24 protein-coding genes are annotated in these 23,715 nt (G+C 35.1%); 13 read left to right on the top strand and 11 right to left on the bottom strand.

What is annotated here, in order from left to right; all coding sequences use genetic code 11:
• The first annotated feature begins 14 nt into the window (after positions 1 to 14).
• Complete coding sequence (locus AC2A1G_RS09850) at positions 15 to 668, top strand: metal-dependent transcriptional regulator (protein WP_484046747.1); 654 nt, start codon at positions 15 to 17, stop codon at positions 666 to 668.
• A gap of 34 nt (positions 669 to 702) precedes the next feature.
• Here the strand turns inward: AC2A1G_RS09850 and AC2A1G_RS09845 are convergent, their stop codons facing one another.
• From AC2A1G_RS09845 to AC2A1G_RS09835, 3 genes are read right to left on the bottom strand one after another with little or no spacing between them, the layout of a single operon-like run.
• Positions 703 to 1,848: a hypothetical protein gene (locus AC2A1G_RS09845; RefSeq protein ID WP_484046746.1), complete on the bottom strand. Its 1,146-nt coding sequence runs from the start codon at positions 1,846 to 1,848 to the stop codon at positions 703 to 705.
• 5 nt (positions 1,849 to 1,853) lie between these two features.
• On the bottom strand, positions 1,854 to 2,765 hold the full coding sequence (locus tag AC2A1G_RS09840; RefSeq protein WP_484046745.1) for a TssN family type VI secretion system protein: 912 nt from the start codon (positions 2,763 to 2,765) through the stop codon (positions 1,854 to 1,856).
• A gap of 60 nt (positions 2,766 to 2,825) precedes the next feature.
• Complete coding sequence (locus AC2A1G_RS09835) at positions 2,826 to 3,767, bottom strand: type VI secretion system baseplate subunit TssG (RefSeq protein WP_484046744.1); 942 nt, start codon at positions 3,765 to 3,767, stop codon at positions 2,826 to 2,828.
• A gap of 172 nt (positions 3,768 to 3,939) precedes the next feature.
• On the opposite strand from AC2A1G_RS09835, the gene AC2A1G_RS09830 reads away from it, so the two are divergent.
• The 5 genes from AC2A1G_RS09830 to AC2A1G_RS09810 all read left to right on the top strand — a co-directional run bounded on the left by AC2A1G_RS09830 (position 3,940) and on the right by AC2A1G_RS09810 (position 8,413).
• Positions 3,940 to 4,731, top strand: coding sequence for a S1/P1 nuclease (locus AC2A1G_RS09830; protein ID WP_484046743.1), 792 nt, complete (start codon positions 3,940 to 3,942; stop codon positions 4,729 to 4,731).
• 815 nt (positions 4,732 to 5,546) lie between these two features.
• Positions 5,547 to 6,413: a sigma-70 family RNA polymerase sigma factor gene (locus AC2A1G_RS09825; RefSeq protein ID WP_034757900.1), complete on the top strand. Its 867-nt coding sequence runs from the start codon at positions 5,547 to 5,549 to the stop codon at positions 6,411 to 6,413.
• A gap of 214 nt (positions 6,414 to 6,627) precedes the next feature.
• Entirely contained in the window at positions 6,628 to 7,218 is a 591-nt protein-coding gene (locus AC2A1G_RS09820) for a hypothetical protein (RefSeq protein ID WP_484046742.1), read from the top strand.
• Between the two features lie 76 nt (positions 7,219 to 7,294).
• Entirely contained in the window at positions 7,295 to 8,155 is an 861-nt protein-coding gene (locus AC2A1G_RS09815; RefSeq protein WP_484046741.1) for an FAD-dependent monooxygenase, read from the top strand.
• Positions 8,156 to 8,188: 33 nt separating this feature from the next.
• Positions 8,189 to 8,413 (top strand): hypothetical protein, encoded by a 225-nt coding sequence (locus AC2A1G_RS09810; RefSeq protein WP_484046740.1) that lies wholly within the window; start codon positions 8,189 to 8,191, stop codon positions 8,411 to 8,413.
• Positions 8,414 to 8,661: 248 nt separating this feature from the next.
• Here AC2A1G_RS09810 and AC2A1G_RS09805 read toward each other — a convergent pair whose 3' ends face one another.
• Positions 8,662 to 9,720: a M28 family metallopeptidase gene (locus tag AC2A1G_RS09805; protein ID WP_484046739.1), complete on the bottom strand. Its 1,059-nt coding sequence runs from the start codon at positions 9,718 to 9,720 to the stop codon at positions 8,662 to 8,664.
• 79 nt (positions 9,721 to 9,799) lie between these two features.
• Here AC2A1G_RS09805 and AC2A1G_RS09800 point away from each other — a divergent pair, with 79 nt between their 5' ends.
• A complete protein-coding gene (locus tag AC2A1G_RS09800) occupies positions 9,800 to 10,939 on the top strand; it encodes an aminotransferase class I/II-fold pyridoxal phosphate-dependent enzyme (protein ID WP_484046738.1) in 1,140 nt (379 codons plus the stop codon).
• Between the two features lie 50 nt (positions 10,940 to 10,989).
• On the opposite strand, the gene AC2A1G_RS09795 is transcribed toward AC2A1G_RS09800, so the two are convergent.
• From AC2A1G_RS09795 to AC2A1G_RS09775, 5 genes are all read right to left on the bottom strand, one after another.
• A complete protein-coding gene (locus AC2A1G_RS09795) occupies positions 10,990 to 11,601 on the bottom strand; it encodes an inorganic pyrophosphatase (RefSeq protein WP_262147541.1) in 612 nt (203 codons plus the stop codon).
• A 25-nt stretch (positions 11,602 to 11,626) separates the two neighbouring features.
• Complete coding sequence (locus AC2A1G_RS09790) at positions 11,627 to 12,139, bottom strand: DUF7935 family protein (protein ID WP_484046737.1); 513 nt, start codon at positions 12,137 to 12,139, stop codon at positions 11,627 to 11,629.
• Between the two features lie 84 nt (positions 12,140 to 12,223).
• Positions 12,224 to 12,817, bottom strand: coding sequence for a 5'-methylthioadenosine/S-adenosylhomocysteine nucleosidase family protein (locus AC2A1G_RS09785; protein ID WP_484046736.1), 594 nt, complete (start codon positions 12,815 to 12,817; stop codon positions 12,224 to 12,226).
• A 78-nt stretch (positions 12,818 to 12,895) separates the two neighbouring features.
• On the bottom strand, positions 12,896 to 13,504 hold the full coding sequence (locus AC2A1G_RS09780; protein ID WP_484046735.1) for a DUF1877 family protein: 609 nt from the start codon (positions 13,502 to 13,504) through the stop codon (positions 12,896 to 12,898).
• 20 nt (positions 13,505 to 13,524) lie between these two features.
• Complete coding sequence (locus AC2A1G_RS09775) at positions 13,525 to 14,217, bottom strand: DsbA family oxidoreductase (RefSeq protein ID WP_484046734.1); 693 nt, start codon at positions 14,215 to 14,217, stop codon at positions 13,525 to 13,527.
• Positions 14,218 to 14,429: 212 nt separating this feature from the next.
• Between AC2A1G_RS09775 and AC2A1G_RS09770 the strand changes: the two genes are divergently transcribed.
• From AC2A1G_RS09770 to AC2A1G_RS09745, 6 genes are all read left to right on the top strand, one after another.
• The gene (locus AC2A1G_RS09770; RefSeq protein WP_484046733.1) at positions 14,430 to 15,290 is read left to right on the top strand and encodes a GLPGLI family protein; all 861 of its coding nucleotides are present in this window, start codon (positions 14,430 to 14,432) and stop codon (positions 15,288 to 15,290) included.
• 15 nt (positions 15,291 to 15,305) lie between these two features.
• A complete protein-coding gene (locus tag AC2A1G_RS09765) occupies positions 15,306 to 15,647 on the top strand; it encodes a hypothetical protein (RefSeq protein WP_484046732.1) in 342 nt (113 codons plus the stop codon).
• A 231-nt stretch (positions 15,648 to 15,878) separates the two neighbouring features.
• A complete protein-coding gene (locus AC2A1G_RS09760) occupies positions 15,879 to 16,232 on the top strand; it encodes a hypothetical protein (RefSeq protein WP_484046731.1) in 354 nt (117 codons plus the stop codon).
• A 185-nt stretch (positions 16,233 to 16,417) separates the two neighbouring features.
• Entirely contained in the window at positions 16,418 to 17,863 is a 1,446-nt protein-coding gene (locus AC2A1G_RS09755; protein WP_484046730.1) for an ABC transporter permease, read from the top strand.
• Positions 17,863 to 19,209, top strand: coding sequence for a DUF3526 domain-containing protein (locus AC2A1G_RS09750; RefSeq protein WP_484046729.1), 1,347 nt, complete (start codon positions 17,863 to 17,865; stop codon positions 19,207 to 19,209). The genes AC2A1G_RS09755 and AC2A1G_RS09750 overlap by 1 nt, the downstream gene beginning before the upstream one ends.
• Positions 19,203 to 19,898, top strand: a complete 696-nt coding sequence (locus tag AC2A1G_RS09745; RefSeq protein WP_484046728.1) for an ABC transporter ATP-binding protein — start codon at positions 19,203 to 19,205, stop codon at positions 19,896 to 19,898. Before AC2A1G_RS09750 ends, AC2A1G_RS09745 begins: the two co-directional genes overlap by 7 nt.
• Positions 19,899 to 20,217: 319 nt before the next feature.
• On the opposite strand, the gene AC2A1G_RS09740 is transcribed toward AC2A1G_RS09745, so the two are convergent.
• On the bottom strand, positions 20,218 to 22,674 hold the full coding sequence (locus tag AC2A1G_RS09740; protein WP_484046727.1) for a glycoside hydrolase family 3 C-terminal domain-containing protein: 2,457 nt from the start codon (positions 22,672 to 22,674) through the stop codon (positions 20,218 to 20,220).
• 12 nt (positions 22,675 to 22,686) lie between these two features.
• Positions 22,687 to 23,715 (bottom strand): nucleoside hydrolase, encoded by a 1,029-nt coding sequence (locus AC2A1G_RS09735; RefSeq protein ID WP_484046726.1) that lies wholly within the window; start codon positions 23,713 to 23,715, stop codon positions 22,687 to 22,689.

Genomic DNA, 23,715 nt, shown 5'->3' with positions numbered 1-23,715 from the left:
AAGTTTCTAACATTTTGAAAGCAACCCTTACCGAAGAAAATTATCTGAAAGCTCTGTTTCATCTCGTGGATGACAATAACAAAGTGACCATCAATGAACTGAGCAAATTTTTGAATGTGAAAATGCCAAGTACCAACAATATGATGAAGAAATTTGCAGAAAAAAACTGGGTTATCTATGAAACGTACAAGCCGTTAAGCGTAACGCCAACCGGGATGCGTGAAGCTGCATTGATTGTAAGAAAACACCGTCTTACAGAAATGTTTTTGGTACAGAAAATGAATTTTGGCTGGGAAAATGTGCACGAAATTGCCGAGCAACTGGAACATGTACACTCACAGGTTTTTTTCGATAAAATGGATGAAATTCTGAATTATCCTAAGTACGATCCGCACGGCGAGCCAATTCCCGACAAACAGGGAAATATTATTGCTCAGGATTTAATGCAACTGTCCAATTGTGTGGTTGGAGATAAAGTAATTTTCACATCCCTGACTTTATCTGATGATGGATTTCTGACCTATCTTACAGACAAGAATTTATTGCTGACTACCGAAATTGTAGTTCTCAAAATAGAAAATTTCGACAAATCAATGACGATTGAAATCAATAATTCTAAAGAAATTCTGAGCAGACAGGCAACTGAAAAAATTCTGGTCAAAAAGTAAGGGACATTTTTTACAAATGCCCCTGTTATTTTATTTAGTCTAAAACACTCCAACCCCGCTTCGGATTGTTGTTTGAGCTGACTTCCTGCTCGGTAACAATAATATTTTCCTTGCGCTGACCGATGTATTCCAATTCGCTGAGTTTAGAGAAAATGGTATCCAGACTTCTCATCAAAAGCTGGATCTGCTGAAGATGCTCACCGGAATTATGATGATCGTAATTGATTTCAGCAACGATGGAGAGCTGATTTAAAAGTGTGTGCGGTGCAATTTCGCTCCATTCCAGACTGTAGTTCAGCATTTCTTCAAGTTCTGCGGGAACAATCATCTGAGTGGAATTGTAAATTTTAAGAGCCAGTTTGGAGAAAACTTCAGTTAAAAATATCGGCGACTCATAAGGAACTACATTTCTAAACTGAAAATACACATCAGCAAATGTATTGACCATCGTTGTGCACAGATTTTTCACGTTGATTGCCAATGCTGTATTGGCGTTTTTATGTGAAGATTTCTGAATGATTTTAAATGAATACTGCTGCAGATTACCAATGTATTTTGCAAAACTATTGTAGTATTCCAGCAATGATGGATGGCTCTGAACAGAAGTACACGGCGGGATGAAATTGCTGTCAACCTGAGCAATATTTCCTTTTAGGTTTACCTTTCCGATCACCAGATAATTACCACCGGCAAACCCTTGATTTACTGACTGTAAAGGCAAAAGCTCAATATGATAATTAGGCTGAGAATAAGGATGTCTTGGTGGTATTTCTTCTGCATCAATATCTCCGAAAGGTACTTTATCAAAAGGATTTACCGATACCAATATATAAAATTCTCCGTCAGTATTGTTTTCTTCAAAATTAATAAATTTCGCAAGAGATTTCACGCTTACTTTTCTGTCTTTCAGTTCAATACGGTAACCGGCTGCGGTAACTGCGCTGCAGTTTTTGATGGTCAGCTGAACGTCGTTTGTTGCAGTATTATGAACATCAAAAACCGTTTTATCTGTATATTCATTAGAAATCGGAAGCAATCCGTAATTATAATTGCTGATTTTTATTGAATTGGAATCTCTGATATTATCTAAAAGATGGTTATCCTGCTCATTAAGATGTCTCTGCGAAACCTTCATGCCGTCTACCCAATTGATGGCAGGATGTTTAATTGGCTGTATCATTGTGATTAATATTTTGTGTTGTTATTTAGCTTGCCTTCTTCCTGATGCTGTATCACTCTTTTACAGATGATTACATCGTTTTCTTTGATACCATTGGTGTTGATATCATTTTCAAAATCAACATATTTTCTAAAGCTGAAAAATGATTTTTTAATATAAAATATCCAGTAATAAGGTTCCCTTGAAGTATCAGTTAAATGAATAACAGATCCCGGATTTTTATGGTTATAATCATCCACAACCCTGTAGAACCAATCACCAAAATGTATGCCTGTAGGAAGTGTTTTAGCTTTAATTCTGAATCTGTTGCTGTCTTCAAGATTTTTGCTTAGCTCCACATTTAAAACCATGAGACGGTCAAAATCTACGCCGTCAAAATCCGGCAGTTTCTGGTCCGGACTGTAATGCCACGTTCTGTAAATATCCACCGGAATGCTGATTAACTGTACATAGCAATAATAAAATACCAGTGGAACATAGAATGTGATCAAGCTGGTAGCCGACATAATCGGATAACCGGTGTCTTTGCTCACCCATCTGAAAAGCAATACAAATAAATAACCTCCAGCTAAAGTACAGGTCAAAGACAAAATACTCTCAAAAAGAATAATAAACAGATTTGATTTTAAGTGTTTTCTGAAAAAACGGTGCAGAAGATTGACATGAAGAATCCCTAAAAGCAAATAAATCAGTTGAGAGATTAAATATCCGTAAGGATTAAATGTGTTGCCTGCATAACCTAAGAAACCAGGAAGTGCAAGGCAGAGACTGCACAGAAGAATGTAAATAATAACGGTACGAATCTTTACCGCAGGTTTGTTTCTGGTAATAATACCCAGAATAAACATCATAATGACCGCAATGAGCGGCAATAGAATGTATCGTAAAAAAATACCCTTTACTGAAGAAACGTCCATAATTTCTTTTTCAAATTTTAAGTTTGTGTATTGTTGGTCTTGTAAATATAGTAAATAAAATCAGAGAAATGTAGAATATCCCAGCCTCGTCTGGTTTTCTTCTTCCTCATCCAGCACAAATGAAAACTGTTGCTTTTCTGTTACAAAATTTTCTTTAAAATCTGTATTCAAAGGCAGACAATATTCATAAAATGCGGTAAGAATTTTCTTGAAACGGCTTCCCTCCACAAAATCTTTCATTCGATCGTATGGTATAGGACCAATATTGACCACCCAGTTCCGTTCTCCGTCGAAATGTCTTCCACTTGGAATGTAATCTAATCCTAAACGGGAATTTCCCAGAAAAACAGAATTGTTTTCTTCCTCAATTTTCTCTAAAATCCTTGCCTGAAAAGTTACTTCAACGGGAATTTCCAAAAATGCACTGAGACATTGCTCAAAAAGTTTTTTGTCGCCCCTTATTTTGTGCATAAAAGGAAGAATGTACACAAAAATACATGCTGAATTTCTGTCGAGTGATTTTATAAGAGGCCAAAGTTCGCTGAATGTTTTGATCAGAGAATCGGTTTGACTGCTGAGATCAAACTCCTGCTCTTTCAGTAAAGCGGTAATTTCTGTAAAGAAAACTTCAAGTTCAAAAGGCCGGAAAAATTTACGTGCATCATCCTCAACCTTTTTTTGGCGACGTATTTCTTTTACGACACTTTCTACATTACTTCGTTTTGAATTGAGTGATGGCGGATGAAAAATCCCTTCAGGTAAATAGTCGTAAATCCCTTCTCTGTAGGTTTTTATATTGTAAATTTCATCATCGAAACCAAGATACTGTTTAGTGATGGTCTTGATATCTTTGAGATAAGCTCTGTCATTAATTCCGAGGCGCTCTACAAAAACCAGAGAAAGTGAGTTGTGGTATTTCATCAGATTTACCGCAACAGCCTCAGCTCTGAAGTCAGTCTGCAGTTTATTGTATTGCATTTCCAGAATGCCGTGTTCATACATTTTATAGTTGGGTTTGGTATCGTAAAGATAAGATAAGTTCTAAATTTAAAAAATGTTTAGATTATTTTTTTTCTAAATTTTTTCAAATAATTAATCTTACTGTGAATTTTTATTCATGCGGTGAATATTAATTTGATGAACATTATCTTTGCAGTCTGAAAATAATTAAGAAATGAAAAGTATTTATTCTAAAGTTTTGCTTTTGGCATTCGTTGCAAGTTCGGTCTATTCGTATGCATGGGGATTGACGGGGCACCGAGTGATTGCAGAGATTGCAGAAAATCATCTTTCCGGAAAGGCGAAAAGAGAACTCAGAAAAATGTTGGGACAGGAAAGAATGGCATATTGGGCAAATTGGCCAGATTTTATTAAATCTGATACAACAGGAGCATGGAAGCAGGCTTCAGCCTGGCATTACGTAAACATCGATCCTAAAACAGATTTTACAGCATTTGAAAAAGATTTGAAAGCTCAGGCAGGAGCAAATTTGTATTCACAAATTAAAGTTTTATCAAGCCAGATTAAAGATGCAAAAACGTCTGAAAAGGACAGAAAAATTGCTTTGATTTTCCTGATTCACATGATGGGAGATTTAGCTCAGCCGATGCACACCGGAAGATCTGAAGATTTGGGAGGAAACAAAATCAATGTTACTTATTTTGGAGAAAAAACAAATCTACATTCGGTTTGGGATGGAAAACTGGTAGATTCTCAAAAATACAGCTACACAGAGTATGCAAAACTTTTGGATATTAAAACCAGGGATGAAGTAAAACAAATTCAGTCTGGAACTTTAGAAAACTGGTTGTATGATTCTCATCAGATTGCCAATAAAATCTATGCACAAACGCAAAATGACTCAAAATTGTCTTACGATTATCAGTATAAATTTAATGATATTATGGAAGTTCAGCTTCTGAAAGGAGGTTTGAGACTTGCAAAATTGTTGAATGATCTTTTTTAAAAGTGAATTTTAAGGGTGAATTGTCAATTGTCAATATTCAATTTTGAATGATTAAAAAGTGAATAGAGAATTCTCAATGGTGAATTTTAAATTATCACTAAAATATTACAGCGGAACTTCGGTTTCGCTTTTTTGCTTTAAATGTAACAATTTTTCACTTAGTTTGTCATGCTGGAAGCATCTCAACACAGTATTCGAGATTCAATTTTAGATCTTTACAGGATAACAAACCTTGTGGATATTTTATGAAAGTTGAATTTAAAAAAGTAGATTTAAATTTACTTTTAAATTATAGAGCGGAACTTTGGTTTCGCTTTTTTTTCAAGTAATGATTTTACGCATGCTTTGTCATGCTGAAACCTTTGGGTTCGACGAAGTCAAAGCATCTCAACATAGTATTAGAGATTCAATTTTAGATCCTTACAGGATGACAAACTGGGTGGATATTCTATGAATAATGAATTTATCTAAAGCCTATTTGCTTTCAACAAAAAAATTATTTATTATCAGTGTAGATTGAAACTTATGTAATTCTGAGATCCCACTGTAACTAGCCCCGATAGAAGCGACATCCTTTTTGGTGGATGACGGAATGCAATGGAGGCGGCCACCAAAAAGATACAGTGGATAGCGGGATAAAGCTCCTAAAAATTAAACTCAGTATTAAGAAGGGTTGAGATATTCTAAGCGTAATAATTTACAACTTATTTTCGTACTAAAATTTAATTAAATAAAATATTTTTGTAACTGGTGTAACCTTTTTATTGTTTCAAACGTATAATATAATAGCAACTCTATTTTTGAGCATAAAATAAATGAGACAACTAAAAATAACCAAGCAGGTTACCAACAGGGAAACCGCTTCATTAGACAAGTATTTGCAGGAAATTGGTAAAGTAGAACTGATTACAGCAGACGAAGAAGTAGATTTGGCACAAAAAATCCGTGCAGGCGATAGAGTCGCATTGGAGAAATTAATTAAAGCCAACCTTCGTTTCGTAGTTTCTGTATCTAAACAGTACCAAAACCAAGGACTCTCTCTTCCCGATTTGATCAACGAAGGGAATTTAGGATTAATGAAAGCTGCAAAAAGATATGACGAAACCAGAGGTTTCAAATTTATCTCTTATGCGGTTTGGTGGATCCGTCAGTCGATTTTACAGGCTTTGGCAGAGCAGTCGAGAATTGTAAGATTGCCATTGAACAAAATCGGTTCGATCAACAAAATCAACAAAGCGTACGCACACCTTGAGCAGGAAAACGAAAGACCACCTTCACCCGAAGAGCTGGCTGAAGTTTTGGATATGAGCGAGGAAGACATCAAAGAATCAATGAAAAACTCCGGAAGACACCTGTCTATGGATGCTCCGTTGGTGGAAGGTGAAGATTCTAACTTATACGACGTTTTGCGTTCAGGTGAATCTCCAAGTCCAGATAAGGATTTGATGCTTGAATCGCTTCAGATTGAAATCGAAAGAGCTTTGAACACTTTGACGCCGAGAGAGGCTGATTTGGTAAGACTGTATTTCGGATTGAACGGAAAACATCCAATGACTTTGGAAGAAATTGGTGAAACTTTTGATCTTACGAGAGAAAGAGTTCGTCAGATTAAAGAAAAAGCAATTAAAAGACTGAAACACAATACCAGAAGTAAGATTTTGAAATCTTATTTGGGTAAATAATTTTAGTTTTTATAACTATTAAGCGGAGTCTGAATTTTTCAGGCTCCGTTTTTTTGTAACAATTTTTGAAGTTTGTTCAACTAATTTGGATATCTTGAGGTCTCACGCAGATTTTTAGGATTTTGCAGATTTTTTTATTGTGAGAAAATTTCCATGATTTGAAAGATTTGCGAGAAAATATACAATTTTAAACCATATTTTAAAAATATTAATCATGAAGAAATTACTTTCAACTGCCCTATTTTTATTAGTACTTTCCTGTTCCGAAAAACCTGAAAATAAACCTTCAGAAGATAATGTTGTAGAAAATGTAGAATCATCATCTTCAATTTCGTTGAAAGGTTCTCGTGGAAAGGGAAATCTGGTTTTGGATATTTATTCTGAAATGCTGAAAAATGATAAAAAGTTGCAGGATTTGGAGCGAAAAATTGAAAATGTATTTAAAAATACAAATGTTGTTATTTCTGAATATGAAAATATAATCAATAAATCTGACAGTTATTATAATGACGCAGAACAGCTTACCAGATCGATTACTGATTCTTTGGTAAAGAAAGAAATTGAGAGAGATATAAAATTCAGTTCTGAAAGATATGATTTAAAAACAAAGAAAATTAAAGATTTAATTGTACAAATTAATAAGAATACAAGCATTATTCAAGATCAGCATACTATCTTCAAAATCAGAAAAACACTTCCAGAAATCGAAAAATATCAAAATGCTCATCCTTTAAAAACGGACAGTTTAGATAATTTTATCAATAAACAAAATCAGTTATTAGACGAATTGAAAGATTTAAAATAATTTTGCTACGAATGCACGAATTTTTATAAATTATTCGTGCATTCGTGGCATCTAAACAAAGAATGAAAATTATTAAATGAATCAGATCTCAATCATCGGAGCAGGAATTGGTGGCTTAACTTTAGGTAATATCTTAAAGCAACACAATCTTGATTTTACCATTTACGAATCTGCTCCTGAAATAAAACCTGTCGGAGCCGGAATTATGATGGCTGTAAATGCGATGCAGATCTTTGAGAAATTAGGTTTAAAAGAGAAAATTGAAAATGCCGGAAACAAAATTCATGGAATTTCGATTACCGATGAAAAGCTGAAAACTATTTCTACGACGAATGTTTTGGCTTTGGAAAAGAAATTCAATTCCTGCAATGTTGCGATTCACAGGGCAGAACTTCAGAAAATTTTAGCTGAAAATATTGGCATTGAAAAGATAAAATTAAATCATTCTTTAAAACAGATTTCAAGGAAAGAAAATTATCATTTAGAATTTGAAAACGGAAATGCGGTTGAAAGTAAAATTGTTTTTGGAGCAGACGGCATTCACTCAAAAGTCAGGAACCAGATTTTAAAAACGGGAAACATCAGAAATGCTCGGCAAAAATGCTGGCGCGGACTGACCACTTTTGAACTTCCTGAAAAAGACCATCATCATGCTTTGGAAATTTGGGGTAAAGGAAAACGTTTCGGTTTTGTGAAACTTTCGGGAAATCTGGTATACTGGTATGCTTTGGTCAATGAAAATCAATTTAAAGTAAACCATAATCTCACTCAAGAATTTAAAGATTTCAATCCCTTAGTCTTAGAAATTTTAGAATCAACAAAAACTGAAAATGTAATTCTAAACGATATTATCGACCTCACTCCTATTCCAAAATGGTATGCTGAAAATCTCTGTCTGATTGGCGATGCAGCTCACGCCACGACCCCGAATATGTGACAGGGCGCCTGCCAGTCGGTGGAAGATGCTTATGTGATTGGAAAACTTTTGGAAAAAAGTCAGGATTTAAATTTGATTTTTGATGAATTTCAGAAAATCAGAAGAAAAAAGGTCGATTACATTGTCAAAAACAGCTGGAAGATTGGAAAAATTTCGCAGTGGGTGAAAGGTAATTCTCTTCGAAATTTCCTGATGCGTTCTATGCCTGAAAGTTTAAATCAGAAAATGATTGAGAAAATACTGACGCTGGAATTGTAATTTAAATAAAAATAAAGTCTGCAAAATTTATTTTACAGACTTATTTGAAGTGATGTCTACTACTAATAATATCATAGTTTTAGCAGTTTATTTGTCATTCCGCAGGAATCTAAACTGCTTTATTTTCAAGTGCGTTGAGATTCCTACGGAAATCGAAGATTCGACGTAGTCAATGACAAAGTGAATGTTAATTTTATATTTGTGATTTAAAACGGACATCCATCTTTAATTATATACTTAAAAAACTATTATTTTTTATCTACTATAATTCTGTCTTTTCTGTTCGCCAGTTCCCAAGCCGTAGCAAAAACAAGCTGAGTTCTTTTTTGAAGCAAAGGAAAATCGATTTTCTCAACATCATCAGTTGGTTTGTGATAATCTTCGTGAATTCCATCAAAGAAAAATGCTACCGGAATATTGTTTTTCGCAAAATTATAATGATCTGATCTGTAATATAATCTTTCAGTATCAGCAGGATCGTCGTATTTGTAATTTAATTCAAGGCTGTTGGTGTTTTTATTTGCCGCCTCAGTGATCACTTTCAGCTGTGAGCTCAGCATTTCTGAACCGATAACATAAACGTACTGTTTGCCACGATTCTCAGGGTCATCACGACCGATCATGTCGATATTTAAATCTGCAACCGTATTCGCTAAAGGAAAAACAGGATTATCGGTATAAAATTCAGAACCGAAAAGTCCGTGCTCCTCTCCTGTCACGTGAAGAAATAAAATAGAACGTTTCGGGCCGTGTCCTGCTTTTTTTGCCTCATTAAAGGCTTTTGCAATTTCCATTACGGCAACTGTTCCACTTCCGTCGTCATCGGCACCATTGTACACTACCCCATTTCTGCTTCCAACATGATCGTAATGTCCCGAAATCACGATGATTTCTTCAGGTTTTTCACTTCCTTCGATGAAGGCTAAAATATTTTCAGAATCAGGAAGACTTCCGCCACCACGCTTTGCCATGTATGCCGCAGGAACTTTCTGATAAAATGATCCAAGCGCTTTTGGGAAAGAAATTCCGTTTTGCTTATAGAAATTAATCATGTATTCGCCGGCTTTCTTCTGTCCTTTGCTTCCGGTATCACGGCCTTCCATCTCATCAGAAGCAATCACTGTAAGATTTTTTTTAAGGCTTTCTAAACTGATGCTCTGATATGCCGTTTTATAAGCTTTGCCTTCTTTTCCACTAGGTGTACTTACAGAAGCAGTTGCGGAATCAGTTTTTACTGCAGTAGAATTTGTACTGCCACAAGAGGAAAGAACAACCGCAAAAAAAAGCGGCAAGAGAATTTTATTCATGTAAAATATTTGTCTAAAATTAAGAAAAATATCTAAAATCTTATACAACTTAAGTTTTTTTATATATTTGATTGAAACTATGGAAACAAATTTACAATTTACTGATTATTCGTTTTTTACAGAGATGTCGCTTCTTGCTAAGCAAAATCAAAGCTACGACCTGTCTCTGGGATTGCCCGATTTTGAGGTGGATGAAAGACTCAGATTTTATTTAAAGGAATCTGCCGACAGCATTTCACACAGCTATGAATCTCTTGCCGGAAACCCTTTACTTATCGAGAAAATTGTTGTATTTAATGCTTCCAGACAAAATCCTGTATTGATTTCGAAAGAGGAAGTGAATATTGTTCCCTGCTCTACTTTTGCCCTGTACACATCCTTAAAGTCAATTTTAAATTTTGGGGATGAAGTGATTATTATTCAGCCTTCTTACTACACTTATGCTCCTTCAATCGTGATTAACGGTGGCGTTCCGGTTTTTTATGAAGTTGAAGATGATTTCAGTATTTCCTGGGAGAAATTAAAGCTTCTTATTTCTGAAAAAACAAAAGCAATCATCGTCAACACACCTCAAAATCCTACCGGAAAAATCTGGGGTAAAGATGATTGGCAAAATCTTTATGATTTAATAAAAGAGAGAAATATTTACGTGATTTCTGAAGAAATTTATGATATTTACTGCTATGATGAGCATTCACATTACAGCGCTTTTTTACATCCTGAATTAAGAAAAAAAACTTTCAGCATTTTTTCATTCGGGAAAATGTTTCATTCAACGGGTTGGAAAGTGAGTTATCTTTTGGCCGCGCCAGATTTACTTATAAAATTTAGAAATCATCAGCAATATATTTCATACAGTACCAATGCGCCGTGTCAGTACGCAATTGCAAAATACCTCGATGTTTTTGATCCGGAAGTTAACCGAAAAATTATGCAGAATAAGAGAGATGTTTTTTGTGAAATGATTGCCGAAACACCATTTATTTTAAATGAAAAATCACAGGGAGGATTTTTTCAGACTGTTAATTTCAGAAATATTTCCAAAACAATGACCGATGTAGAGTTTTCAAAATGGCTTACTGTTGAAAAAAAAGTGTCGTGTTTGCCTTTGTCTGCGTTTTATCAAAATAAGAAGGATTCAGATTTTATACGGTTTAGTTTTGTGAAAAAAGATGAGATTATTATTGATGCAATGCAACATTTGAAATCAAATCTTTAAACAAAAAAAGCAGACAAATACTGCCTGCTTTAAATATTTAATATCAGAGATTAACCTGCGTATTTATCATTGTAATCTTCCATTGAAGCGTTTATAACTTCTTTTGCAGCTACAGCTCCATACACTTGATCAATTCTGCATTTTGCAGGTTCGTTTGGTAAGTTTTTGTAGGTTAAAAAGTAGTGCATCAATCTGTTCACTTCAGCTTCCGGAAGTTCAGAAATATCTGTGAAATGACCAAAAGCATGATCGCCCAACAAAACTGCTACAATTTTATCATCAGCTTCGCCGCCGTCGATCATTTTAAAACCACCGATTGGTCTTGCCTCCATCAGAATCCCTCCTGAACTGAAATTGTGCGAACTTAAAACACAAATATCCAAAGGATCGTGATCTCCCATTGTAACGTCTGTTGAACCGCTTTCAACAGCAAGTTTCATCACTCTTTGGTCACAGTACGTCTGTGGAACAAAACCGTAAAGCGCAGGGATGATATTTGAAAATTTCTGAGGTCTGTCTACTTTCATGAAACCTGTTTCTTTGTCGATTTCGTATTTAATTGTATCTGAAGGAACGATTTCTACAAAAACATTTACGGTTTCAGGTGCATTTTCCCCTGCAGAAATTCCATGCCAAGGGTGTGCAGTAAATTTTTGAGTCATTATTATAAATTTATTATTTTTTAGTTTATGCAATAAGTATGATTTCTTTTCTGAGATCTTCGATGGTATCGGCGATGTAGTCGTTTTCGCCCATGAAATTCATCAGAAAAACAGTTTTATAGTCGCTTAATGAGGCATTATTATTTATGCCGTCGTAAGTTTTGTGGAGAAGCTCTATAACAGCATTTTTAGAATCAACAATATTCTTCCATGAATTTTTTGTGATGTAAAGCTGCTGAGAAGCGTTATACTCAAATTCTTCTGTGATAGATTTTTCTGTAAGAAAGATAAACTCGTGTATCGCCAAATCTTTATCAAATTTCTGAATGAGATTGGAAGGTTTTATTCTTTCCAGAAAAAGCGTCATTCTTTCATAAGAATGTGATTTGTTTTCTGAATTTGATTTTATGCTCAACATCTGTAATTCCTTATTTTTAAGGTTGATGTAAGTGTACACAAACTGCCTCAGCAAAACCAAAAAAGGTATCGCTACAATCAGAGCAAAAGCGTACGGTAAATATTCTATAAGTCCAGTCATAATTTGAGGGTACAAAATTACGATATTTTCTCTTAAAAATGAGTAATTGATTTATTTGCCCCGAAAGATCAGTTGAATTGAGATTTATAGCAGTTCTTCCCTGAATAAAATATTCTTAAAAGCTTCCGCAGCAAGATGTACCTGCACAGCCCAATCGTCGGCGGCATCGCTGTTGGCATCATCAGAAATATATTTAAGTGAAATGAACGGAATATTTTCCTGCCACGCAATCAAAGCAAGTGAATAAGCTTCCATGTCGATGACGTTGTATTCTGTGTTGATGTGATTGGTCTCAAAACTGTCGCCGGTTCCGCAGATTCCGATCGGAAGATTCTCGATTTCGATACCGTTTTCAAGAATTACTGGAATATTGGAAAGCGGTGTTTCAAATTTTTTAAAACCAAGTCCCTGCACATCCATATCGCGCTGGATAAACTTTGTACAGCAAACCACATCTCCTTTTTTAAAACCAAAACCGCCCGCAGATCCGAGATTTACAATCAGTTTCGGTCGTTTTTCGTGAATGGCTTTCGTGAGATTGATGGCAGCTGTCACTTTCCCGATTCCTGTGATGAGTTTTCGGGTATGATTAAACATTTCTTTGGCTTCGAATTCAAGTGCGAAGACAAAAAGAATATCTTCTAAAGGATATTGATGGTCTTTATTAAATTGAATCATGTTAGGTTGAGGCAGAGGCTAAGGTTAAGGTGAAGTTTATTTTAAATAAGATTATGAATATATGTCGGTTTTAAAGTATTAATCGATCTTAATAACAAGGAAAGCTTTCATTTCTGTTGAATTTTTAAAAAATGTCTTTAAATCTTCGTATTCAGCTTTTAAATCTTCTAATTTTTCAGGCGGGGTGGCTTTATAAACCATTTCTTCAATTTTATGATAATCGTAAAACTTTTCAATATCTGAAAAATTTATTGGTTGAAGTATGTTTGAAATTTCCTCAGTTTTAAAACTGTCGAAATATTGGAGATTCGAATACTGGTCTTCATTGATCTCAATTCCAGAATAGAATATTTTTTCATAGATAAAATTGACACCATTTTCTTTGAAATACTCAGCAAGAAGGTAATTCAAGGTTTCGTAACCTCTGGTTTTACTGTAGAATTGATAACTTTGAATTTTATTGTTTGGATAATGCGACAAAACGATTTTGGAATCTTCGATGAGCTCTAACAAAACATGCTCTATATTTTCATCAGAGTTTGTTTGAACCATTTTAAGATGCAATCTCAAAAGTTCAGTATCTTGAATTTTGTCAAAATCGTTTGCATAGTCAACATTCAATTTTGCTTTATCAATTACAAAATTAGCTTTGTTTGAAATTGAGAACAGTGTCAAGTCAAGTCCCATGTTTATTATGCTTCACAAATTTAAATTTCACAGCCGTCTTCGCCACAGGAAGCATCATTATTGTTGCTCAGAGTAACTGTGATTTCGTTGTAAGCCTGTGTAATTGCTTCTTTAAAAGTTTCGACAGGCTGTGCTCCCGAAACGCCATATTTTTGATCAATTACAAAAAAGGGAACACCGGAAATGCCGAGCTGGGAGGCTTCGATGATCTCATGTTTTACTTCTAAATCTATTTCTTCGCTGGAAAGTGCTGCTGAAATATCTTCAGATTTTAAACCTAAATTTTCGCCCAAACCGATAAGTATTTTTTCATCGCCAATATTTTTTGCTTCAAGAAAATGAGCTTTAAATAACTCTTCTTCCATTTCAGCTCCTAAATTGTTTTTTTTAGCTAAATGAATGAGCTTATGTGCAGGAAAAGTATTGGTAATGATAGCATTTTCAAAATTAAAGTCAATCCCCACAGATTTTCCCATTTCGGTAACCTGAGCGGTCATCTGTTTTGCCTGCGCTTCAGGAAAGCCTTTTTTATCTCTGAAATATTCTGCAGTTGTAGTAGCCACACCTGTTTCGAGACTTGGATCAAGCTGAAAACTTTTCCATTCAACATCAATTTTATCTTTAAACGGAAGTTCAGCCAAAGCATTTTCAAAATTCTTTTTTCCAATGTAGCAAAACGGACACATCACGTCTGACCAGATTTCAATCTTCATTTATTTAAATTTTTAAAAGGTAAAGATAAAAATAATGTTGCTGGATTCACGGTTTTTTCAAAATGACTTGTGTGGTATTTGTTAAATTTCAATACTGTTTTTCTAAAATTTTTAAGTTAAAGGTTAAAATTTGTTATTTTTTCAATGAACAGTGATTTTGCTGGAATAATTTTTTACTTTTATTCCTAATTAAAGTGATATAAAAATATTATATGAAAATACTTTCTACTGCAGTTTTTTGTTTGATGACAGGAATGCTCTCTGCTCAGTCTACTCAATTTATTTACGAATACAAATTTAAAATAGATTCTCTCAACAGAGATAAAGTAACTGTTGAAAACATGGTTCTTGAAACAAAACCTGAAGGTTCAAGATTTGTAAGTCAGAAAAAAATCGCCTCAGACTCTATTCTGAATGCTTCTGTAAAACAAATGATGGCAGGTGGAGGAAATCATATCGATATGCGAGGAACGCCACAGCCTGTAGTGAGGTCTGAGGTTACCAAAAAATATCCTTCTTATGAAACAGTTTATAAAACTACACCGGGCTCTACCCCATTGGCTGTTACTATTTCAAAAAAACCGGAATGGAAAGTTTCCACAGAAAAATCTGAAGTTTTAGGTTATAAAGTACAGAAAGCGACAACAAAATTTGCAGGTAGAGAATGGATTGCATGGTTTGCTCCCGAACTGCCAATTCAGGATGGTCCTCACCAATTTTACGGACTTCCCGGGCTCATTGTAAAGATTGAAGATTCTAAAACTGATCATTCATTTGTTTTGATTGGAACCAAAAAAGTTTCTTCTGATGAACCTGAAAGAAAAGCCAGATTGGGAAAAGAAATTGCTTTAGACGAAGAAAAATTCAAAAAATTCTGGCAGGATTATAAGAAAGATCCTGTAAAGGATATGCGCCAAACGATGGGATCCAATTCTGGAGGTGTGGTTGCATCGATGAGTTTTAATGGCAAAAGCTATTCTCAGGAAGAGATGATGAGAGAAGCTGAAAAGGGCAGAAAAGAAGGCCTTAAAAAGACCAACAATTTTTTAAACCTTGAATTATATAAACCTTAAAAATATTTATTTATGATGAATGTCAAACTACTTTTGGGAGGTGTGATGATTACTGTTTCGACTTTGATTTTTGCACAGGAGAAAGAAGATGATTCACTTAAAATCACAGGAGACTCGGGAGTTGTAAATAAAAAAGATAGCACTGTAATTTATACTTGCAACGTTAGTTTTGCTTCACCCAACCTTACTTTTAATCAAGCAGAAAAAGTAATTGTGGATTATGTGACCAATGATGTGAAAATTTACAAGCCAAAAAATTTAAAACTAATACAACTCAACGAATTAGAAAAACTAGATTCAAAAAAAGATGAAGATTACATGGTTTTTAATACGAAAACAAAGAAGCTGACTTTATAAGAAAATTCTGCATCTCATATACATTAAATCATAACGCTCATTCTGAATCAAAATTTCAAAATTTGCAAAAGACAAAACGAAGCTGTAATTAATTAAATTACAGCTTTTTTCTAACTGAAATCATATCAGGAAGTAAGTAAAGCCGATAGTAAATACTATGATTTTAATTAGATTATTTTTTGTTTACAAAAGAAGCATTCTAAAATATAATTCCTACTTTTGTTGCTTCTTATGCCGAAAACACTGAAAACCTTTTTTGTTTTTTCACTGTTGCTGATCTTTCTATCGAATGTCAGCGGAATCAGTGTTTGTTTAGAGCACGCCAATCATTCGATCACTAAAACTGCTGACAAAAAACATTCTAAAGGAGAAAAATCGAAAACTATTTCTCAGGACGATGAATGTCAGTGTGATTTGCACTTACATATGACTGCAAGTCTTCTTCCTGAAATTCAAAATCTGGATTTCGCTTTCAATACACTGAACAAAAGTGAAACGCCTCAAGCAAAGGCAAAAACCTATCGCTGCCTCCTCGATTATTTCTCATCGAGAGCACCACCCAGCTTTTCAATTTCTGTAGCTTAATTTCTTAACTGCTACTTTTCAGTATATCTTTTTAGATTTTGTAGATGTTTTCTGTATTTCAATTTTCTGAAATACAAACTCTATTTATTTATTGAAAACCAACTATCTACATTACGTGATTAATCATATCTGGATATATTTCAGCTATATATTCATTTTATAAACAACTGATTTAATTTTAAACTATGGCTTTTTCAAACTTGAAACTCATTGTAAGAAAAACCCGGCAGGATTTATTTAAAAGCAAACAAAACCTGCTCATCGCCGTTACCGCTCTCCTGTTTTGCTTTCTGAGCATCGGAATCGGATTTACAAAATACACGGAAACTTTTTCCAAAGTAAAAGAATACCGCAAAGAAACGCGCGAAAACTGGGAACACAGACCCGACAAACACCCACACAGAATGGCGCATTACGGCTATCTGGTCTTCAGAATCGGGCATCCGATGAGTATTTTTGATAATGGTCTGGATGATTATCTCGGAAACGTTATTTTCCTTGAAGCTCACAAACAAAATACCGCCAATCTTTCTGAAGCGGGAAGTTCAGGAATTCTCGTTCGTTTCGGAGCATTCAGTTCGGCATTTATTCTTCAGGCAATCGTTCCCTTGATTATTTTATTTCTTGGATTTGGATTGATTGTCCGTGAAAGAGAAGATGCGACATTGAAAATCCTGACTGTTCAAGGCGCTTCTCCAAGAGCCATTTTGTGGGGGAAAATTCTCGGACTTTGGCAGTTTTCTTTAGTATTTTTAATTCCTGTGATTCCGGTTATCCTCATTATTGGAACGATAGCAGAAGCCAGTGATTTTGCTGATATTTTATCAAGATTATTGGTGATTTTTCTGGCGTATATGGTATATTATTTCTTTTTCTGTACGTTGACGGTTCTAATTTCTGCACAAAGTAAAGCTTCTTCATCGGCTTTAATTAGCTTAATTGGTTCGTGGTTGATTCTCGTGATTTTTTTACCTAAAGGAGTTCAGTTCGCCGCGCAGAATCTTTATCCTACTCCATCAAGAATTGCCTTTGAAACGCAGGTGGAAGAAGATGTTTTGAAAGTTGGCGACAGTCATAATCCCAACGATCCGCATTTTAAACATATTAAAGATTCTTTACTGGCGAAATACAATGTAAAAACTACCGACGAACTTCCTGTCAATTATGGCGGAATTGTGATGAAAGAGGGCGAAAGAATCAGTGCGAAACTATATGTTGACCATTTGAAAAAGCTTCAGAATCAATATAATCAACAGCAGAAGCTGAATGAAATTTTTGGATTTATGAATCCTGTGATGGCGATAAAAAATGTTTCGATGACCGCTTCTGGTACAGATTATTTTGCGTATCAGCAATTTCAGAATCAAGCGGAAAGTTACCGTTACAAACTCGCTCAACAGATGAATGACCTTCAGATTGAACACATCAGCAACATTAAACCAAAAGAAGACGAAAAACCAGCTATGGTAGGTCACGAGAACTGGCAGAAATTTCCCGATTTCCAGTATGAATTCACTTCACTACAAGAAAGTTTAAGCAATCAGCATCTTCCGTTGGCGGCGATTATTTTCTGGTTTACAGTTTGTGTTTTGATGGTTGAATTAAGCGCTAAAAATTTAAAATTAATCTAATGAAACATTATTTATATAAACAGTTTTACCGCAACAAAGCCTACCTTATTTCTTTGCTGATTCTGCTTTTTGCAGGTTTAAGTTCTTTGTACACCGGTAAGAAATTCCTCGACAGAAACGAAGATATCATTGCGAAAAGTGCAACGTATCAAAAAAACAGCCTTGATAAAAATATAGCGTTGCACAGCGACGATATTGGTCTCTTGCTGTATTATGTGAAATTTAATCTGGTGAATGAAATGCCAAAACTGGCCGCTTTGAATATCGGTTTAAGAGATTTAAATCCCTCTATTCAAGGCGTGACGATACGGAATTTGGAGGAACAGAAAAACAATTCGGATTTTTTCAATCCGGCAAATGCAGCGGTCGGGAATTTCGACTTTTCTTTTGTGCTGGTTTTTCTTTTTCCGCTCGTTATTATTGCGTTTTGTTACAACATCATTTCTGAAGATCAGGAAAAAGGAACCTGGAAACTGCTTTCTGTTCAAAGTCAAAATCTACGAAAACTGATTGATGCTAAACTCTTGATTCGTTTAATGGCAGTAAGTTCGGTTTATTTTTTATTGTTAATCGTTGCCGTTATTTACATTAAAATTCCCGTAGATTCAGCTTTTATTTTCTTCACTTTGGCAGGTTTACTTTATCTTATTTTCTGGTTTGCACTTTGCCGTTGGATAATAGGTTATCAAAAATCTTCTTCCTGGAATGCCTTAGCTTTGGTTATTTTCTGGATGGGGATGAATTTCATCATTCCAATGACGGGAAATATGTTGATTCAGAAACTTATTCCGGTGAATGAAGGTTTGCAGGCGCAAATTGAACAGCGTGAAGGTTATCACAACAAATGGGATGAAGCAAAAGTTCCTACGATGCAAAAATTCCATACGATTTATCCGCAGTTCAGTCAATATACAATTGCTGAAAACAGCGGTTATTCTTACATCTGGTACTATGCAATGCAACATATGGCAGATGTGGAATCTGAAAAATCATCCAAACAGTATCATGAAAAAATGCTTCGAAGAAACAATGTTGCAATTTGTTTAGGTTATTTTTTACCAAACATTCAAACACAGTTGATTCAAAGCGAAATTGCGAAAACCGCAATGGAAAACCAATTAAACTATGCCATTGGTTTGAAAAATTTCCACGAAAAGCAAAGACTGTATTTCTATCCATCCATTTTTGAAAATGTAAACGGAAAAACCATCGACTGGACTAAACAAACCGTGAAAACCTTTACAGATTCTGGCAAACCGAATCTTTTAGGTGTGTTTCTTCCTTACTTTATTTTCATTTCATTATTCTTAATTCTTTCACAAATCAAATTCAGAAAGCTATGTTAAAAACCATCAATCTACATAAAAAATACAACGATTTTACAGCTTTAAAATCTTTAAATCTCGAAATTCAGGAAGGTGAAATCTTCGCTCTTCTTGGTCAAAACGGCGCAGGAAAAAGTACAACCATAAATATTCTGTTAGGTTTAATTAAAGCTACTACAGGTGATGCATTTATCAATAATATTTCAGTGAAGGAACATCCTGAAAAAATCAAAAAACATCTGGCTTATATTCCCGAAACCGTATTGCTCTACCAGAATCTTACCGGAATTGAAAATCTTGATTTCTTCTCAAAAATTGCAGGTTTTAATTATAATAATAACGAACTTTCGACATTATTAAAACGTACCGGTTTGCAGGAAATCGCTCACGAAAAACCTCTCGGCGGTTATTCAAAAGGAATGAGACAGAAAGTAGGAATTGCCATCGCACTCGCCAAAGATGCCAAAGTTCTTCTTTTGGACGAACCTACCAGCGGACTTGACCCGATTGCTACTGCAGAATTTACAGAAATCATTCGTCAATTGGGAAAAGAAGGACGCACAATTTTAATGGCAACCCACGATATTTTCAACGCTGTGAGTGTCGCTACCAATATCGGAATTATGAAACAGGGTGAACTGGTGCAAAATCTTCCGTCAAAAGCCTTTTCTGCTGAGGAATTGCAGGAATTGTATTTAAAAACTATTTAAAACTCATCTTAAAATTTTTGATATAAGTTGAAGCTTTAATGCTGTAAAATCATTTACAAGTTATTTGTTGATACTTTTTTTCGATAAAAAAAAGTGCCACTTTTCTTAAAGTGGCACTTTTCTATTTTTCAAACTGAAAATTAAGTCTGATTAACATCTTATAACTATCGATAAATCCTCAAAAAATTTCATTATCATTAAAAGTCAATTTTAATATTGATTTTTTTTCTAAATTGAAAAGTCTTCGACTCCGCTCAGACTGACATTGCTAAAAAACTTAGTATTAGCGATGTCAAACTGAGCTTGTAGAAGTGTCTCTTTACGGTTTCAAATCCTCAAACTTATCATCAGCAGGCAAAATATGCTGAACTTTCTCCACCACCAATTCCTTTGGAACAGAGAATTCCACAGTTTGTTTAATATCTAAAGAAGATGCTCCAACAGAAACTTTATAATTTCCAGCTTCTGCAATCCAAGCTGATTTTGCAGTTTCAAATGATGCTAAATCTTTTGGATTCAAAGTCAAAGTAATCGTTTGAGTTTCTCCCGGTTTCAAATCTTTGGTTTTTGCATAAGCTTTCAACTCAGATTTTGGTTTGTCGATATTTTTTCCTGGAGCTGAAACGTAAAGTTCTACCACTTCTTTTCCGGAAACTTTTCCTGTATTTTTCACATCAATCGTAACTTCTAATTTGTTATTAAAAGTCTTAGAATTTGTTTTAGTATTTGAATAAGCAAAATCCGTATAAGACTTCCCATAACCGAATTCATAAGAAGGTTTCACACCAAACGTATTGAAATAACGGTATCCAACATAAACACCTTCCTGATACGTCACATCTTTCGGATTATCCGCAGGAATTCCAGGGAAATTCTTTGCAGAAGCGTGGTCTGAATAATTTACCGGGAAAGTCATTGTCAGTTTTCCTGAAGGATTTACTTTTCCTGAAATCACGTCGGCAACAGAATGTCCGCCTTCCTGACCAGGTTGCCAAGCTAATAAAATGCCATCCACTTTATCTTTCCAGGAAGCAGTTTCAATTACACCTCCGATGTTTAAAATCACAACCACTTTCTTTCCTTTTGCGTGAAACGCTTTTGAGATTTTGTCCAGCATTTCGATTTCTTCTGTCGCCAGATTGAAATCTTCATTCACTACTCTATCACCGCCTTCACCAGAGTTTCTGCCTAAAGTTACAAAAGCAATTTCTGAAGTTTCTGCTTTTTTAGCAAGGAAAGCATCATCAATTTTCATTTCAGACAATCTTCCCGGAAGACCAAGAATTCCTTTTTTCTTTCTTTCGATTAATTCTGCGGCTGCTTCTTTTTCTGCGTGAGGTTTGTACAAATCAACCAGTTCTTTGTCTAATTTGTAACCTGCCGAATTCAGACCTTCTAAAAGTGAAACCGTATGTTTGTTGTTCACACTTCCACTTCCCGTTCCACCTGTAATCCAAGCATAAGAAGTTACTCCGAATAAGGAAACTTCTTTCTGTTTGTTAGCAAAAGGCAAAGCATTTTTTTCATTTTTAAGTAAAACCATTCCTTCAGCGGCAGCATTTCTCGTCACTTCAGCATTTTGAGCTAAATTAGGTTCGTTACTGTATTTGTATTGTGCAAAAGTTGGTGTTTTGAAAACATATTCCAAGATTCTTTTTGCATTAATATTAGCAACTTCCTGAGATAATTTCCCTGAGTTTAAAGCTTCCAACAATACTTTTTTCTGAGCTGGAATTCCCGGCATCAACAAGTCATTTCCTGCGTTCATTTGCTTAACCACATCAGAAAGTCCGCCGTCTTTGATGGATTCAAATCCTGGGAAACCTCCGAACCAATCGGTCATTACAATTCCTTTGAAACCCCATTCGTTTCTCAAAACCTGAGTCAGTAAATCTTTAGAATCTGAAGTGTAAACACCATTCAATTTATTGTAAGAAGACATTACCGTCCAGGGCTGAGATTCTTTAACGGTGATTTCAAAATTTCTCAGATATAATTCTCTCATTGCTCTTTCAGAAACGTGAGCATTGATGGTTAAACGATTGGTTTCTTCGTTATTCGCAGCAAAATGTTTGATAGAAGTTCCCACACCTTGAGACTGAATTCCATTCACAACCGCAGCTGCAGTTTTCCCTGAAATTAAAGGGTCTTCAGAATAATATTCAAAGTTCCTTCCGTTCAATGGATTTCTTTGAATGTTCAAAGCCGGCGCTAAAAGAACGTCAACACCATATTCTTTCACTTCATTTCCCATCGCTTTTCCAACCTGCTCCAACAAAGTTTTGTTCCAAGTTGAAGCTAAAGCTGTTCCTACAGGAAAAGCTGTTGCGTAATAGGTTTTTGAATCATTTTCTCTGGTTGGCTGAATTCTCAAACCTGCAGGTCCGTCCGCAACAATCGTCGCAGGAATCCCGAATCTGTCAAAAGAATCCGTTCCACCAGCTGCTCCGGGAACTAAACCTTGTTTTGAATCTCCAACAGGACCAGTCAGAACTTCAATTCCGGGCATTCCAGTACCAATCAAGAGATTTACTTTTTCCTCATTGGTCATTTGCTTGATAATCGCATCAATTCTTTTGTCTACCGAAAGTCTTGTATCTTCCCAAACATCCAGTTTTCCGTTTTTGTTAGAATCTTTAAATGTTTTTCCACCAACTGTAACGGTTGGATTATTTTGAGCTTTTGCTAAAGGAGTTGCTGCTAATAATGCCACGAACATTCCTGCATATTTTGCTTTCTGAGAAAGTCCTATCAGCGTTGATATATTCTTCTTCATAATTCTATATTTTTATTTTTTGTTGTTGAATAATTTAAGTTTTGTGTAGAAATCTTCGAACATCAATCTTGTGTCGAGCTGAGTATAAACTCTGATGTTTCTTCCTTTTGGATTGTATTGATACAAACCGTTGTCATCGATTTTCGGAGCGTTTTTCAAGACATAAGAACTTGATGAAGAATCTGCTTCAAATGAAGACTGTAAAGCCGTAACCAAAACCAAAGGGGAATCTCCCATAATATAAGTTTCACCGATATGGAAATTCAGTTTTTGAACTCTTTCCATTAAATCTTCGATTTTCTTGGTTAAGTAAGCTCCGGTTTTTCCTTCTGGTTTTACTTTGGTTACAAGTTCTCCGTAAGACATCAAAGTTTGTCTGTAAGCATTTCTCGGGATTTGCCAGATGTTTAAATTGGATTCGTTAAAAACGACTTGTCCCGCTTTAATATCGATTCCGAGATTGTATTCTAAAGGTGTAAATCCAGGAGGCGGAGTTGATAAATCCAGATATTCTGGACCGCCAATCCAAACGACAACTATTTTGTCGGCGATTTTTGGTTCCATAAGATAAGCACTTGCAACTTCCGTTAAACCTGCGCCACAAACCACGAACAAAGGATTTTTCTCATCGGCTTTCATCGCTTCGGCAACGATTGCTTTTGCACCTTCAGAAATGTTTGGCGTTTTGATATCTTTTAATTGGTCATTTGAACCTTGAAAAACATTGAATTTGTTTTTAAGATTCATCACTTCTAACGTTACATTCACTCTTTTTACCGCATTTTCGGCAGTGATATTTGATTTATCAAAAGGGTCATTCGGTTTTAAATGTGAGCCGATAATTCCTTTGATTTCCGCAGAAGGCGAAAGAATCTGATGAACGAGTTGAAACAATCCGTCCGGGTCGCCGCTAAAATCATTGTCGACGATGACACGATAACGAGGTTTTACATATTTATCCATTTCTGAAATCACGGCAGTAGACTGTGCGGACACAGCCATTGCCGCAAAAAAAGAAACTATATTAAAAATTGATTTCAT

The organism is Chryseobacterium sp. HNCC26DJ240 (assembly GCF_057180485.1).
This window is presented reverse-complemented; position numbering and strand designations above follow the sequence as displayed.